Origin of the sequence: uncultured Mobiluncus sp. (assembly GCF_947254095.1) — a bacterium.
Taxonomy (GTDB): Bacteria; Actinomycetota; Actinomycetes; order Actinomycetales; family Actinomycetaceae; genus Mobiluncus.
Genome location: NZ_CAMYBV010000005.1, coordinates 102,011 through 116,912, shown reverse-complemented (window position 1 = coordinate 116,912; position 14,902 = coordinate 102,011). Strand labels below are relative to the sequence as shown.

At 59.3% G+C, this 14,902-nt stretch carries 13 protein-coding genes; 4 read left to right on the top strand and 9 right to left on the bottom strand.

The window, feature by feature from the left end:
* The coding region (rplA, locus tag Q0X47_RS02965; RefSeq protein WP_297722733.1) for a 50S ribosomal protein L1 at positions 1–506 on the top strand (506 nt) is incomplete at its 5' end.
* 50 nt (positions 507–556) lie between these two features.
* On the opposite strand, the gene Q0X47_RS02960 is transcribed toward rplA, so the two are convergent.
* From Q0X47_RS02960 to Q0X47_RS02940, 5 genes are all read right to left on the bottom strand, one after another.
* The gene (locus Q0X47_RS02960) at positions 557–1,450 is read right to left on the bottom strand and encodes a 4Fe-4S dicluster domain-containing protein (RefSeq protein ID WP_297722731.1); all 894 of its coding nucleotides are present in this window, start codon (positions 1,448–1,450) and stop codon (positions 557–559) included.
* Positions 1,447–2,346, bottom strand: coding sequence for a molecular chaperone (locus Q0X47_RS02955; RefSeq protein WP_297722729.1), 900 nt, complete (start codon positions 2,344–2,346; stop codon positions 1,447–1,449). Before Q0X47_RS02955 ends, Q0X47_RS02960 begins: the two co-directional genes overlap by 4 nt.
* Positions 2,347–2,422: 76 nt before the next feature.
* Positions 2,423–3,409, bottom strand: coding sequence for a DmsC/YnfH family molybdoenzyme membrane anchor subunit (locus Q0X47_RS02950; protein WP_297722727.1), 987 nt, complete (start codon positions 3,407–3,409; stop codon positions 2,423–2,425).
* A 2-nt stretch (positions 3,410–3,411) separates the two neighbouring features.
* Positions 3,412–4,050: a DMSO/selenate family reductase complex B subunit gene (locus Q0X47_RS02945; protein ID WP_297722725.1), complete on the bottom strand. Its 639-nt coding sequence runs from the start codon at positions 4,048–4,050 to the stop codon at positions 3,412–3,414.
* 11 nt (positions 4,051–4,061) lie between these two features.
* A complete protein-coding gene (locus tag Q0X47_RS02940) occupies positions 4,062–6,605 on the bottom strand; it encodes a DMSO/selenate family reductase complex A subunit (RefSeq protein WP_297722723.1) in 2,544 nt (847 codons plus the stop codon).
* Between the two features lie 160 nt (positions 6,606–6,765).
* Between Q0X47_RS02940 and Q0X47_RS02935 the strand changes: the two genes are divergently transcribed.
* From Q0X47_RS02935 to rplL, 3 genes are all read left to right on the top strand, one after another.
* Positions 6,766–7,434, top strand: coding sequence for a TetR/AcrR family transcriptional regulator (locus Q0X47_RS02935; protein ID WP_297722721.1), 669 nt, complete (start codon positions 6,766–6,768; stop codon positions 7,432–7,434).
* 278 nt (positions 7,435–7,712) lie between these two features.
* Positions 7,713–8,234 (top strand): 50S ribosomal protein L10, encoded by a 522-nt coding sequence (rplJ, locus tag Q0X47_RS02930; protein ID WP_297722719.1) that lies wholly within the window; start codon positions 7,713–7,715, stop codon positions 8,232–8,234.
* 107 nt (positions 8,235–8,341) lie between these two features.
* Complete coding sequence (gene rplL, locus Q0X47_RS02925) at positions 8,342–8,731, top strand: 50S ribosomal protein L7/L12 (protein ID WP_297722717.1); 390 nt, start codon at positions 8,342–8,344, stop codon at positions 8,729–8,731.
* 96 nt (positions 8,732–8,827) lie between these two features.
* Here the strand turns inward: rplL and Q0X47_RS02920 are convergent, their stop codons facing one another.
* The 4 genes from Q0X47_RS02920 to Q0X47_RS02905 all read right to left on the bottom strand — a co-directional run bounded on the left by Q0X47_RS02920 (position 8,828) and on the right by Q0X47_RS02905 (position 14,899).
* The gene (locus Q0X47_RS02920) at positions 8,828–10,468 is read right to left on the bottom strand and encodes a hypothetical protein (RefSeq protein WP_297722715.1); all 1,641 of its coding nucleotides are present in this window, start codon (positions 10,466–10,468) and stop codon (positions 8,828–8,830) included.
* A 147-nt stretch (positions 10,469–10,615) separates the two neighbouring features.
* Positions 10,616–12,064, bottom strand: a complete 1,449-nt coding sequence (gene brnQ / locus Q0X47_RS02915) for a branched-chain amino acid transport system II carrier protein (protein WP_297722713.1) — start codon at positions 12,062–12,064, stop codon at positions 10,616–10,618.
* A 268-nt stretch (positions 12,065–12,332) separates the two neighbouring features.
* Positions 12,333–13,517, bottom strand: coding sequence for a site-specific DNA-methyltransferase (locus Q0X47_RS02910; RefSeq protein WP_297722710.1), 1,185 nt, complete (start codon positions 13,515–13,517; stop codon positions 12,333–12,335).
* Positions 13,518–13,579: 62 nt separating this feature from the next.
* The gene (locus Q0X47_RS02905) at positions 13,580–14,899 is read right to left on the bottom strand and encodes a HAMP domain-containing sensor histidine kinase (protein ID WP_297722707.1); all 1,320 of its coding nucleotides are present in this window, start codon (positions 14,897–14,899) and stop codon (positions 13,580–13,582) included.
* Between the last annotated feature and the right edge of the window lie 3 nt (positions 14,900–14,902).

The window sequence follows — 14,902 nt, the reverse complement described above, 5'->3', positions numbered from 1 at the left end:
TTTCTCTGCCTCACGGCACCGGCAAAACCGCTCGGGTCCTGGTTTTTGCCGTAGGTGATAAGGCCGCTGACGCCGAGGCGGCGGGCGCTGACGAGGTCGGTGGGGACGAACTCATTGAGAAAGTTTCCAAAGGCTACACCGACTTTGATGTGGCCGTGGCGACCCCTGACTTGATGGGCAAGGTCGGTCGCTTGGGTAAGGTGCTCGGCCCGCGCGGCCTGATGCCGAACCCCAAGACCGGTACCGTCACCATGGACGTGGCGAAAGCGGTCAAGGACATCAAGGGCGGGCGTATCGAGTTCCGCGTTGACAAGCACGCTAACCTGCAGTTCATCGTCGGTAAGTGCTCGTTTGAGGCCGCCCAGTTGGCCGAGAACTTCCGGGCTGTGCTGGAGGAAGTCGAGCGTCTGCGCCCCTCGACCATCAAGGGCCGCTACATCACGAAGGCTGTCATCTCAACGACGATGGGTCCGTCGATTCCGCTGTCCTTAGCGACTAAGGAATAAGCACTTTCTTCATTGTGGGGTCAGGGGCAACCTTGGCCCCACAAGTGTATTTAAAGCTCAGTCTGGCCCGGTTTTCCTGTCGTTTCGCTCGCGCCGGGGCGAGCGCCGGCGCCGAACATATCGGGCGGGGCTGCTCCGAAGGGGTGGTCTTGTCTAAATGCGCACAAGGGGCAGAGCTCGCCCGTACCGGCGGGGAAACGGTTGTGACACGAGGGGCAGACTTTCGTTTTCACTGCTGCCAGGGTTCGGGCGGCCCCATTGTGGATTTCCGCCCAAGTGGGGTGGCCTTGCACCGCCAGGGTGCGGGGCGGGCACAGTTTTAGGCAGGTGCCGTCAGCTTCGCAGCGTGCCAGGTCTTGGGTGAGAGTGAGCAGGTTGGCGTCCTCGGGATCAGGTGTGAGAGACAAAGCCTGGTGGGGACACGCGGCGACGCACACTCCGCAGACGTTGCAGCCGCTGACCTGCAAGGTCCATGACGGTGGTGGGTCCGGCGGCGGCTCGCGCACCCCCAGCAGAGCAAAAGCCTGCGCGCTGCGTTCTTGCCAGTTGGCGTTCAAGTCTAGGGCGCACGTGGTGGACAGCCCTAAGAATGACCGGCGCGACACCCCGAGACGCGAAACCTCAACCCATTTTCCGGTAAACCTGCCCTGATGCGGTTCATCCCACAGGCGTAAGCGGCCGGGAAAAACCTTGTCGCCGAGCTGCAACAGCCGACTCAAGCCCCCGTCTCGTGAACAGGGGACAAAATCGATGCGCCCCACACCCAGTGCCAGAATCTGGGCGAGCGAGCCCAAAGGTGCCTCGCCCCAACAAGCATCGTAGTGCAGTGCGCAGGCCCGGCGGGGTACACGCGGTCGGGGGCTGTGGTCGCAGGCCAGAATCAGGGTTTCGGGAACTTCACCAGCGCTCAAAAAGCGCAGCAGTTCGCGCAGAGAGTCTTTCATCGGGCGGGGTTTTCCGTAGTGTGGTCGTCAGGATTTCCGGGTTCGCTAGGTTCGCCGTGTCGAGCGGGAGCGGCAGTGTCCACCGCGTCACGAGCCACCCCCGGCACTCCCGGATCGCCGAACTTACCCGCCGCAACGCCCTTGTGACCGGGCATAACGCCTCGGTAGGGAGCTGCGAACCCCGACACCACGTCCGCGGAGGCGGGCAACTCCCGGGTGGACAGAGTCACGCACCAAGACGCGAAAGTGGCGTAGCTCAGGGCCTCGACCCCCTGCATCCAGGCGGTTTGCGCCTGTGCCTCGGCCTCACGCAAAGTCGCGGGAACCCAGCGCAAAGGGTGTTCGGCCGTGAAAGCCGTGACGATGTCGCGCACGCGGGTATAGTCCTCAGTCCGGCCCTGTTCCAGCGCCGTCATCATCTGCTGGCAGCCCTGAGACAGAAAAGCGAACTCCAGCCCCAGGTGGTCGTCCGGTTCGGTGTGCAGCCGAGGAACCTGCAAACCCAGGCGGGCATAATAGCGCCGGACTTGAATCGTCTCGGTATCGAAAACCAGCTGCTCCTCACCAACATGAACCGACTCGAAAGGCGAAACTCGGGCGCTGGCCGAAACCCCGTAGAGGAAGTCCTGATCCATGCGAATCGTGTCATCGTCCTCGTGACTTTCCCAAGAGCGTTGCAGCAGGTCGGTGCCGCGGGTGTGGGCGGTGTGGGCGTCCGTCTGGAGGTCAGCGAGTTCGGGGAGGGGGGACGGTTCAGACCAAAAGGGCCAGTCCGAGAGTTGCGAGTAGATGTCGCGGCGGGTGTCCTCGGTGGCGTGACCCAGGTGCAGCCGGCCCAGAACCAAAAAAGACGCTGCAAAAGCATCGAGATAGGGGGTGTCGACGCGCTGACTCATGGGTATCTTCCTTCTGTCATAAAGCGTGGCTCCCGGTTATGCGCCGGGAGCCACCGAGTTTTCTCTTGGACCCCGGTTAGGGTGCGATAACGTTTTGCACTGTATTCAAGCCTACATGCCACAAGCCCTCGTAGTGGACGGCTCGGCCCATCAGTTCGCTGATGAAAGCCAGCAGTAAGGAACCGCACAGCAACACGGTCAGGGTGGTCGTGGGCTGCGAATGCAAACGAATCTGGGTGAAAGCAAACACGCCAGCGCCGATGACGGCGATACCTAACAGAATCAGGCGGCAGGTCAGGAAACCACCCGAGATGACGTCGGCAACCTGCGCCGCCGCCCCGCCCTGCTGATGCAGACCCAAAAGGTAAGCCGGGTAGGTAATCATGATGACGATGCCGCTGGCCGCGCTCACGATGGTGAGGATTTGCATGGCGGAGTGCACCAGCGACTTCAGGTCGTCGCTAATCTGGCCGACCGCGAGACGTGAACGCCACCCCTTTGCGTCGGTCGCAACTTCGGTAGCGGACAGCGCCTTTTTCCACACCAGCAGCAGGCTCAGCGCCACCGCGAGCGGGCCGGTCAACAGAGCCGAGGCAAAGAAGAACACGGGAACCGCGGGGGTGTGCCACGCCGGAATGGTCCTGACGGTGCAGTACACCCCGCTCATCGCGGTCAGCAGAGCCAAGCCGCTTAGGGCGGTGAGGATCGCCAGCGCATCGCGGATGGTGCGGCTCAGCCACTTATTCCACTGGCACGCGGCGAAAACGAAACCGAAACCGCCGAACAACACCCCGCTCAGCAGTTCGCGGCTGAGCCACGAGGAGCCGACGTGCAGCAGCGTGAACGGGGCGTGGAACGGGTCGTTTAGGTGGAAAAATGCCGCGAAGAAACCGAGAATCAGCAGCGGTCCGACCGCGAACAGAGACGTGTCGGTCACCCGGTCTATGGCTTCACCAGGCAGTTTGCGGAGCCGTCCTCGCAGTTGGACAAACCCCAGAGCCCAAAAAGCCCCGATTGCCATCTGGGCGATGACGGTAAACAGAATCATAGGGAGTTCTTCCATTTTCAGATCTCCTTCGGGTTGGTGATTTCGCCGGTGGGCTGATCCCACGGTTCCGCGTCCCGGTGTGCTTCGATGACCAGGTGCGGTTCCGTCAAGGACGGGTCGGGCAGGGGGGCAATACCGTTGAGGTTACCGTGTTTCTTACGAAGTTCCTCGATGGGTCCCCATTCCAAAGCGCGCGAGGGGCAAGCCGCGACACAGGCCGGGTCTTTACCCTCCGAACGGTAGTCGTAGCACAGGTCACACTTCGACATGTGGCCGGTCTCCGGGTTGAGCTGGGGTGCGCCGTAGGGGCAGGCCCACTGGCAGTAGCGGCAGCCCACGCACTTCGATTCGTCCACATATACAGTGCCGTCCTCGCGGCGGCTCATCGCGGTAGTCGGGCAAACCTCCATGCAGATCGGGTATTCGCAGTGGTTGCAAGAGATGGAGACATAGTAGGCAAACACTTTCGGTTGGAAGGTGTTGCCCTGGACTTTCCAGGTGCCCCCGGAGTATTCCGCGACTTTGCGCCAGTGCACGCCCAGCGGCAGGTCGTGTTTGTCGATACAGGCAATCTGGCAGGCTTTGCAGCCGTTGCAGCGGGTCTGGTTGAAATAGAACCCGTACTTGGCGCCAGCTTTGGTGAAGTTTTCAGCCATGATGTGTCCTCCTAAGCCTTCTCAATTTCCACGGTGATGGTGTGTACCGCGTTGCCGTGCGCCAAGGGCGAGGGACGCAGCGAGGACAAAGTGTTGGTGTTTCCACCAATGTCCACCGGAATATCGGGGTTGGCACCGGCCGGGGGTTTCACCTCGGAGGCGTCGACCGGATGGTACCAGGCACCTTGAGGCAGGGAAACGACTCCGGGAGCAATACGGGGAGTGACTTTCGCTTCAATCCTCACGGTGCCGCGGTCGTTGTAGGCAAACACCAGGTCGCCGTTCTTGATTCCGCGAGCCTTGGCGTCAATCGGGTTGATCCAGATGGTTTGCAGGTGAGCCTCCCGCAGCCAATCCACGTTTCCATACGTCGAGTGCGTCCGGCCTTTGAAGTGGTGGCCGATACATTGCAACGGGTATTTGCCGGTCATGGCGGCGGCCGGTCCGTCCCAAGTCTCAACATATTCGGGCAGCGGCACCAGCCGGTCTCCCTCGGCCTTTTCGCGGAAGTCGTCAAAAGTCCACTTGGTGGCCATCTGTTCGATGCGCTGGGAATAGATTTCGATCTTTCCGCTGGGAGTGGGCAGGGGGTTGGCCTGCGGGTTCGTGCGGAAGTCTTCCATCGAGACAACCGGCCCCTCGTAGCGACGGTAGACGCCCATCTTTTTCCATTCCTCAAAGGTGGGCAGTTCCGGGTCGTCAGCGCGTGCGGCGTCAATCGCCTCTTTCAGCCAGCCCTCGCGAGTCTTGCCCTCGGTGAAATCATCCTTTATGCCCAGGCGGTCGGCCAGTTCGGTGCAAATCGTGTAAACGTCCTTGCACTGATACAGAGGTTTGATGGCTTGCGAGGAAACAATCCCGTACGCCATCGGCGCGCCGTTTTCCCCAGCATGATAGTCGCATTCCTCAGCGGCAGAAGTGCCGGGCAGGACGTAATCGGCGTAACGGCAAGACACCGTCATCTGAATGTCGCAATCGACAATGAGTTCGCACTTGGATTCGTCCTGGAGGATTTTCACAGAAGCGGCGTTTTCTCCGGTCTGGTTGACCAGCGAGTTTCCGCCGTATTGCCACACCATCTTAATGGGGACTTCCAACTTCGTGTTGGTGGGAGTGCCGTTATCGTCGACCGGGACTTTAAAGTTGCGCACCCCCAGTTCGGGCTTTTCCATTACGCCCGAGTTGAACGTGTCCATCTTTTCGCCGTGCTCAATCGCGTCCAGCCACGAGAACACCGAGATAATCTTCATCGACGGGTTCGGTTTCGAGGAGGTCAGGTTCTTGCCGACCCCGAGGGCGGGTGAGGATTCCCGGGCGCCGTTACCGCCACCGGGGATACCCACGTTGCCGGTCACGCAAGCCAGCAGGAAGATAGCGCGGGCAGTATTTTCTCCGTTGGCGTGGCGTTGCGGACCCCAGCCCTGGGTAATCGCGCAGGGTTTCGCGGTGGCAATTTCACGAGCCAGCTGGCGGATAGTTTGTTCCGGCACGCCAGTGACTGCGCTGGCCCACTGAGGGGTCTTTTCGATGCCGTCCTTTTTCCCCTCGATGTAGGCGCGGTAAGACGCATTCGCGGGAGCGCCGGGCGGCATATGGGCCTCGTCAAAGCCCACACAATAGGTATCCAAGAACGCTTGGTCTTGCAGGTTTTCCTGGAGCATGACGTGAATCATGCCCGCAATGAGAGCCGCATCCGTCCCCGGACGCAACGCCACCCACTCGTCCGCCAAATCCACCGCGGTTTCGGAATAGCGTGGGTCGATGATGATGGTGCGCACCCCGGAAGCCTTTTTTGTCTCCAACGTGGTGAACGTCAGTCCGCCCCCGCTCATGCGAGTTTCCAGCGGGTTGTTGCCAAACATGACCTGCAGCTTTGAACGCGCCGCGTCATCGAGCGAGTTCGATCCAAACCAAGTCCCGTAAAAGTACGGGTAGGCGGTGGTGATTTCCGTGGTGGAGTAGTCGGAATAGTGATCCAGGTAGCCGCCCCAGCAGTTCATGAGGCGGGCAAAAGCGGTCACATCCGGGGGCCACGAGGTCGACACGACAGATCCGAGGGTGCCGGTGCCGTAGTTGATGTAAAAGGCTTCGTTGCCGTACTTGGACTTGATTTCTTTCATCTTTTCGGCGATTTCGTCCAGGGCTTGCTCCCAGCTGATTTCCACCCATTCACCGGCGCCGCGTTTCGTGCCGGGTTTGCGCTTCAGCGGCTTCTTTAGCCGGTCAGGATTGTAAATCCGGTGCCGGATGGAGCGACCACGCACGCAGGCGCGCACGGATTGTGAACCGAGTTCGTTCGTGCCGGTGTCATCAGGCAGAACCCGCACCACCCGACCGTTCTTGACCTGCAGCTGCAGTGGGCAGCGCGAACCACAGTTCACGGTACAAGCCGACCACACCAGCTTGGTGTCGTCAGATGCGGCGGCGTTGGCTGCCGAAGAGCCCGGCAGCGAGCCTTCCATGCTCAGCAAGGTTGCGGTTCCAGCAGCCACACCGGACCATTGTAAAAATGACCGCCGGGAAATTCCCGAGGTCTTTTCGCTCTGTTGTGCCATAAGTGTTCCTTTTCCGCAGTTCAAATGAAGCCACTTTGCTTCTGGATTTATATTACACGCTATTGGACACGTGTTCAATAGAATGTTGCGTAATTCTTTATTAATGTTTCGGCTTGTCCGCGGGTTGTGTCACAATAAATTTGTGGCAAGAAACGAGCCTTTGAGTTTTCCGACCGGTGAAGTGGCGATGGATCCGCGCTATGCCCGCGCGCGGGCCAGCCTGAACGACGCTATTTTGCGCCTCTGCGCCACCCGGGCTCCGGAAGACGTCTCCGTGTCGGAACTGACAAAAGCCGCGGGCGTGTCTCGGGGCACGTTTTACGCCCACGCCTCCAGCCCCGCCGAACTGTTAGCCAAGTGTCTGCTGGCAGAAATTCATGAATTCTTCCCCGCTATTGGTCAGCTGCTCAGCGCCAGCCGAGAAAACTACCTGCTGCGCTGGCGCCAGATTTATATCGAACTGTTGGAACACATCGCCAGTCACGCTGGGGTGTACCGCCATATTTTCCTTGACGTGCCCTCGTCGGGAACCCGCGGCTATTTCAGCGACTACTTTCACCAGTATCTGCGCCGCTACGTTCTGGATTACGTGACTTATTCCGGCGAAAACAACGGCGACCTTTGGGTTGCCATGGCTGCCGAACAGCAGGTACAAAACACTTTCGTAATTATTCGTTCCTGGCTGCAAAACGAAATGAAAACCAGTCCGGAAGTCGCCATCAACACGTTCATGAGCCTGGCGGCGCCCTGGCAGTTCACCAAGTTCGACCAGCCCGGCGCCACACTCAACCGCCGCCGCCACGCCATCGAACAGCTCCTGCACCCCTAGTGCGTTCGCAAGGTCAAGGGAAGGCGTAGATTTGGCTCCGGGGAGCCAATGTGCTAGTCTATACGAGCCTAAGACCGCCGGTCCGATTGGATAATTCAGCGATAGCTGAGCCTGCGCAGGAAACGATAAGCGAATCACGAACGGTGACCCACCGACCTTGTGCAGGGATAAAACCCCACAGAGTGTGGAAACTGTAACTGTACGCCCCGGATCTTGCGCCCGGGGCTTTTCTATTGCCCGAAAGTCCGTGACGCCGGCTGAAAACGGAAGGAGGGCTCATGGCAAGGCCTGATAAAGTCACAGATGTGCAGTCGCTCGCGGCATCCGCGAAGGACTCCACCGCTGTTATTTTGACCGAATACCGTGGTCTGACCGTAAAGCAGATGAAAGAGCTGCGTACCTCGCTTGGGGTAGGAGTACGTTACTCCGTAGCGAAGAACAAGCTCGCGAAGCTGGCTATGAAGGAAGCAGGGCTGGAGGGTCTCGACGAATATCTCGTGGGACCGACCGCTATTGCCTTTGTCCCGGCCGATGGTGATGTCGTTAGCGTTGCCAAGGCTTTGGATACCTTTGCGAAAGATAACAAGGCGCTGGTTTTGAAAGCGGGCATCATGGACGGAGAATTCCTCGATGCTGACGCTGTTAAGAAACTCGCTTCCCTGGAATCCCGCGAAGTTTTGCTGGCTAAGTCCGCTGGATTGCTCAAGGCGCTGCAAACTCGCGCTGCCGGGCTGTTCCAGGCTTCCGCCTCCAAGACGGTTCGTACCATCGACGCCTACCGCGAAAAACTCGCGGCCTGAGGCGCTTTACTCTAGACCTAGATTCAAAAAGAAATGCGCTCGCCCTCGCGAGAGCGACGCCCGGTGTACAGAAACCACCAGGCGGATAAACCGAAAGGATGCCGAAAATGGCGAAAATGACTGTTGATGAACTGATCGACGTGTTCAAGGATATGACCCTGATTGAGATCTCTGACTTCGTTAAGAAGTTCGAAGAGGTCTTTGACGTGACCGCTGCTGCTCCGGCTGCGGTGGCCGTGGCGGCTGCTCCGGCTGCTGGTGGCGAAGCCGCTGGTGGCGAAGAGCAGACCGAGTTTGACGTAGTGCTCGAGAACGCTGGCGCCTCCAAGGTTCCGGTTATCAAGGTCGTCAAGGCTCTGACCGGCCTGGGCTTGAAGGAAGCCAAGGACCTGGTTGATGGCGCTCCCAAGGCCATCCTCGAAGGCGCCAAGAAGGAAGACGCTGAGAAGGCCAAGGCTGACCTCGAAGAGGCCGGCGCCGAGGTTACCCTGAAGTAAGTTTAGCTTCGATAATCGGGTTTATCCCGAAATCCAAGGATTCGTCATAAACGGCTGTTGAGCCGGTAATGACGAATCCTTGGTTTTTAAGTTCGTTTAGCCTTGAGTCGGCGACTTGATTCCGGGTTTAGTTTCGGGCTTAGCCGGGTTTAGCGGCTTGAACAGCCTGTTTTGAATCGCAGCCAAGGCCTCGTTGTATTTCTTGGTCAGAATTTCGGCCTGAACCTGCGGTTTCTCCTTATTCTCCGGGTCAATCCGCATCATATCCAACAGGTTCGTTGTCGGTTTTCCGTCTTTGTCCTTACCGGGCGTGAACAAAATCGACAGGGTGTTGTTGGCAGCGAAGGCGTTGGCGAGGGCGTCGACCTTCCGCAGGGAGGCCTCGTCGCCCTTTTCCTCAGCGAGTTTATACATCTGGGTCAGCACGCTCTTTTGGTCGCCGCTCAGCGAGGATGTCAGACCGGAAATGCGTGAAGAGTACTTGTCAAAAGCAGCCTGAGGGTTACTGGCTTCCGCCCTGGCTTCTTCGTGTTTGATTTCGACAATGCGTTTCCACACTTCCAGCTGCTGATCCTCTTGCAGATGCGGATACTTTCCGACCCGCCCTTCGTAGAAGCGCACCATTTCCTCAGCCACGTCACGGACCTTACGGTACGGTCCACCGTCCATAGAAAACACGCCGTCAATCATGCTGCGAGCCCGAATCTCGACAAGGTCTTTCTTCGGTGGCTCTTTCGCCTCTGCCTCCAAGGAATGCCGGGCGGCGACCTCGCCTTTACGCCAGTTCAGGTAGCGCTGAGCCAGCGGAGACATCTCCACAGGCTTACCGTCATCAGTGTTCGGCGTGCGCGAATAGGCGTGTACGAGTTTTTCGAGGTCTTGGAAATGAGCTAGGCTGCGGGTGTTCTCTCCGCCCCAGTCCGTAACGAAGCTCCAGTTTATGGCGTGTTCGGAGATGAGGTTGTCCTTCATGGCCGCTGAGGACAAGGTGCGCAGGGCGACCTCATCGCGCTGCAAAGCTTCCGCATCATCCCTGGCGGAGTTGTTCCGGGTGTTAAATCCGTAGCGACGGATGGAATCCACCAGGTAGTCCCGATTTGAAACTCCATGAATGTCCTCGCGGGTATCCGCCGCCTGTTGAGCGAGACTTGCCACTTCATCGTATTCCTGCAGACCTGTCGACCAGGAACCTCGCGTCGCGATGTCAACCATTGCCGAAGCGAGGGAATGAACTGCGCCGTCCTCACTCATGCCGTGGTCATGGGCATAAACAAAGAGATTAGCAATGAGATTGCGCTGCTCGTTAGTCAAAGCGTTGGCGGGAATGTAGCCAGCGGCGAGACCGTAGCCGTCAACCGACCTATCCAAACTGCTAAAGCGAGGAATAACCGGAATGTCAGTGCGATCGAGATTCTCGGTCATGCCAAAACAGTGCCTCAGCATGGCGGCCCAGCCATCGTAGCCGTCAATGGCAGAAGAAGTGGCAAGCTCGCCGCAGACGTGCTTTTGAGCATACGTCCCGTTGGTTGCGGTCGGATCGAACACGGCTTTTTGGGGAGATTGCTGCGGGGTTGGGGAACTAATTTCAACCGTATCCACAATGGGCTTTCCCAGGCCGGTTGTTGGTGCCGACGCTTCCTGTGCGGGGGCGGAATTCGAAGGCTTTGCCTGCGGCTTGATTCCGTTCATCGCCGCGTAATTACTCAGTCCAATAGCATCCATGCTGACCACTTCCATCAAGAAATCCTCGGGTGGGCAAATTCCACCCACGTTTCCTATCGGTCGCAGAGAGGGGTTTATTAGCTTTTTTGCTTTATTGGTTTAAATCCGTTGGGCACTGCAGATGCAGTGCCCAACGTGCATTTACGGATTTGCGACCGGAGGTTAGCCCTCGACCGGCAGGTCGTCCGTCTCCGAGTTCCGGTCGGGAATCCCGGTCGGAGTCTGGGAAACCGGGAGCTTCGACACATCAACGGGGTGGAGCAGGTCGATGGCGATGCCTACCGCGACCCCGGCCAGAGCGGGGGTCAGCCAGCCCATTTGGACACTGCCCAGCGGAAGGATATGCAAAACGTCTTGCAGAGCCTGCTGCCAACCGCTGACGTTCTCCCAATCCGGCAGCTTGAAAGTCGAGATGGCTTCAAAAATCCCGATGATGGTGGCTACCCACGCGGACAGCCGGTAGGTCCAGAAAAGCTGGCGCTTCATGGTGTAATCCAGTAGGGCGATGAGAATCAGGCAGATAGCCGGGGGATAGGTCGCCAAACCAATCGTCACCACGATGGCGAGGATATTCTCTAAGCCCAAGTTGGCCACCAGCAGGGAAACCACTACGTGAATCCCCAGCATGGCCGACCGATGAACCTTCGGGAACAGGTCGCAGAAGTATTGGGTCGAGGCTCCCATCAGCCCGGTAGCGGTGGTCAAGCAGGCCAGGAACACGATAATCGAGAACAAAATCTGACCGACCGGACCGAAAATCATTTGCGCCGCCAGGGACAGGCCGGCAGCCGGGTTAGCAATCTCCTGGTCAGCCACGCGGGTACCCACGAATGCCAAGCCGGTGTAAACAATGGCTAGGGACGCTCCGGCTATCCCGGCGGTAAAGGTCGTCGCCCGGAACACGGAACGCTTTTCGTTGTAGCCGTGAGCGTGCAGCTGGGTAATGATAACGACGCCGAACACCAGGGAGGCCAAAGCATCCATCGTGCCGTAGCCGGTAATCAACCCGGCGGTAAAGGGCGAAGCCTGGTAGGCAGGGTCAGGGTGGAGTGTCTCGACACTGGGCAGTTTAAACATCGCGATGGCAATCATCACCAGCAGCAAAATCAGCAGTGCCGGGGTCAGGTACTGACCGATACGATCGAGCATCCGGTCGGGGCGATTCAGCAAAATCAGCACGATGGCAAAGAAAATCAACGAATAAATAAACAGCCCGACATGATTCGCGGCGGTCTCCCCGCTCTGGGCTCCGAGGCTGGTCAAAGGCCGGACAGCCATCTCCCAAGACACGGTCGCCACGCGGGGCATCGCGTAGAGCATCCCGCAGAACAGGAATACGGCTACGGTCAGAATCAGGCCCGGAATGTGTCCGATGCGGTCCGCAATCCGCCCGGCTCCATAAGCATCCGTCGAGGCCGCCATCATCCCCGCCACCGGGAACAGTACGCCCGTCAGCAAAATACCGATAACCGCGGGGATTACGTTGGCCCCGCCGCTGACGCCGACTTGGAACGGAAATATCAGGTTGCCGGCGCCGAAAAACATGGCGAACAGGGCAAATCCGGAAACTAAAAGGTAGGTGTCGAAGCCTTTACGGCTAGGGGAATTCATATATATAGCCTTCCTGAGGGGTGGCAATTTGGCGGGACTTTCCCGGATTCCAAGCCTAGCACAAGTCGGATTTGCCAGGAATTTCCCGGTTTCTCAAGGATTTCAGGGGAGCCGGGTTGGTGAAGGCCGGTCATGGTTGGTGGAGGGCGGTGAGTGCGGTCGAGGTCGGTGCGGGTGGTGGCACAAGACGGCTGGTGGTGCGATGGCACGAGGCAGCGCGTCGCCCGGTGGCGCGGTGGTGCGAGTTCCTCCGCCCGCGCCAAGCTGGCTAACAGCGCAGTTCGTGGAACGGAACTTCGGCAGCCCGCAGACGGGCGGCAGTCAGGTCAGCGATAGTGTGTAGCCCCTGCTCGCCAGCCGGGCCGGATGTAGCCGAGCTAAACGGCTCTTCCAGTTGAATCAGGAAAAAACGCCGCCCGGTGGCGTGCGCAGCCTGCCCGGTGGTGCCTGAGCCGGCAAAAAAATCCAGAACCGTGTCGCCGGGGCTGGTAGCGGCCTCGATGAGGACTTGCAACAGTCCCGTGGGCTTGGGGGTTTCAAACAGTCCGCCGAGCCCCAGACGCTGCAGTTCCCGCTGCCCTGAAATCGTAGAGGGGCCCATGACCAGGTCTTTTAGGGCAGTTTCATGAAAATTCCGGATTTTCGTATAAATCTTTAGGCTACGGTGCGCCCCCCGACGGTGAACCTGAAATTCCAGGTCAGCGTAATCGCGTTCCACCTTGGCTCGCGACCAGCGCCAAGCGTGATACTTCAGTCCCGGTTTCGCATTCGGGTGGGGGTGGGCGCTGACCCAACCGGCACCTGTCAGTTCGGAGTCAGCGGCCCCGACCTCGCTGGTGCGCACCGCCCCGGTCTGGGGGTGATAGTGAATGTCGAACACCATCGAAGGGGCGGTGACCTCGTTGAACTTCGAGTTCGTGTTGTACAGCTCGTTCTTGGTGACATAAGCCCCGCGCGCATCGTGTTTCACTTGGCGTTGGGGCAGGTGATACACGGTGGGCATGAGTTGTTGCAAAAGCTCGGTGCGACCGCGGAGCTGGCCCACCTGGGCGGCGTCGCGGGAATAAGTCAAGATGTATTCGTGTGTTCCGGCCGGTCCAGCCCCCAACTGGCGGCCTTTCAGGTTAGAGACCCACACGAAGTTGCCAATCAGATTTGCGGTGCCAAAAATGCGGTCCATCTCGAGTTTCAGTTCGCACAGTTGGTTAAAGTCAATCGAGATAAAGATGAGACCGTCAGTGCTGAGCAGTTCACGCCCCGCCGCCAACAGCGGACTCATCATGGCGAGCCACTCGTCCTTAGCGCGCCGGTCGTGGTAGGCGAAAGTGTTTCCGGTGTTGTAGGGCGGGTCGATGTAAATCATTTTCACTTGTTGCCCAGCCCTGTGCAGCGCCCGCAAACCGGCCGCGGCATCGGCACGCAACAGCCAGTTACCTTCCCGAAAATCGTCCACGAAAAAATCCTATCCAGGCAATCGCCCTTCACCGGGAAAAATCGCCGACGAGCCCGGGAAAGTCAGAACCGGCGCTTGGGGTGGGACACAGAAATAATGGCGCCCTGGGGCAAAACCTTGTTCGGATCCAGGGAGGCCGGCACGGTGGCGACAAAAGCCTGGAAAGTCGGGGGGCGGCGCTCAATGAGTTCGAGTTTCCCGCCATCGGCTTCGATGAGCTGTTTCGCCAGCGCCAAGCCAATACCGGTCGAACCGTGCCCCGAAACGCCCTTCTTAAAAATATCCGGGGCGATTTCGTCGTCCACCCCCGCGCCCTCGTCGCTGACCTCGAAATACATGCCTTTCTTGTTGCCGCTCATTTTGGCGCGCACCGTGGTCGTGCCCGCCCCGTACTTCAGCGAATTCTCCAGCAGGGTGGCGATGACTTGACCCAGCGAGCCCGGCGTGGCTAGGGCGGGACGGTCGGTTTCGTTGCGGAACACCAGCGGGCGATTCGCCGCCCGGAACTGGTTTTCCCACTCGTTTTGCTGGTGCACCAGGAATTCGTCCACGTTAATCGCCTGGGTGGTGCCTCCGCCGGCATTCTGGGAGTTGCGTTTCAGGTCCTCGACCACGCCGGTCAGGCGTTCGAGCTGTTCCAGGCACTGTTCGGCTTCTTGCTGGACTTCCGGTTCACTGCTGATCATCTGGATTTCTTCCAGCCGCATAGACAGGGCCGTCAGCGGGGTGCGCAGCTGGTGGGACACGTCCGAAGCGAACTGGCGTTCCGCAGCGATACGCCCCGCCAGGTTTTCGCTGGCCCTAACCAGTTCGTCTTGCACCAGGTCGATTTCCTCAATCCCGGAGGGGGTCACGCGGGGACGCACCCCGCCGGAACCGAGCTGTTCAGCTTGGGCGGACAGGTAAATGAGCGGCGCCGAAATCCGGCGAGACGCCCGCAACGCGATAAACGCGCCGACCAGGACTGATGCCCCCACTCCGGAAAGCGTCACCAAAACGAACACCACGGAACGCGAACGGGCGTTGTCTGACGAAGAAATGACCGTCAGGGTGGCTCCCGTGGCGGTCTCGACCCTGGAGATGAGCGGGAAAACTGGGCGAGTCCCGAAGCTCAGGTCGCGCCCGTCTTGAGTGGTGACTTCCACCCTGGTGTCCGCCGCGCGTCCTGGCCAAAGCCAGCTGGCCACGGTCACGTCAGTCACATAGTGGCCGGTCAGGGACGTGCGGTCCAGGGCGAGCGCGTATTGTTTAGCGGTCGCGTCAACATCGGCACGTGCTGAATCCCACAGCTGATTGACAGCGAAGGCGGCCAGGGGCACGCCCAGCAGCAGCACGGCAATGATTACCGCGCTGAGGATAGAAATCAGGATTTGCTTGCGCAAGGG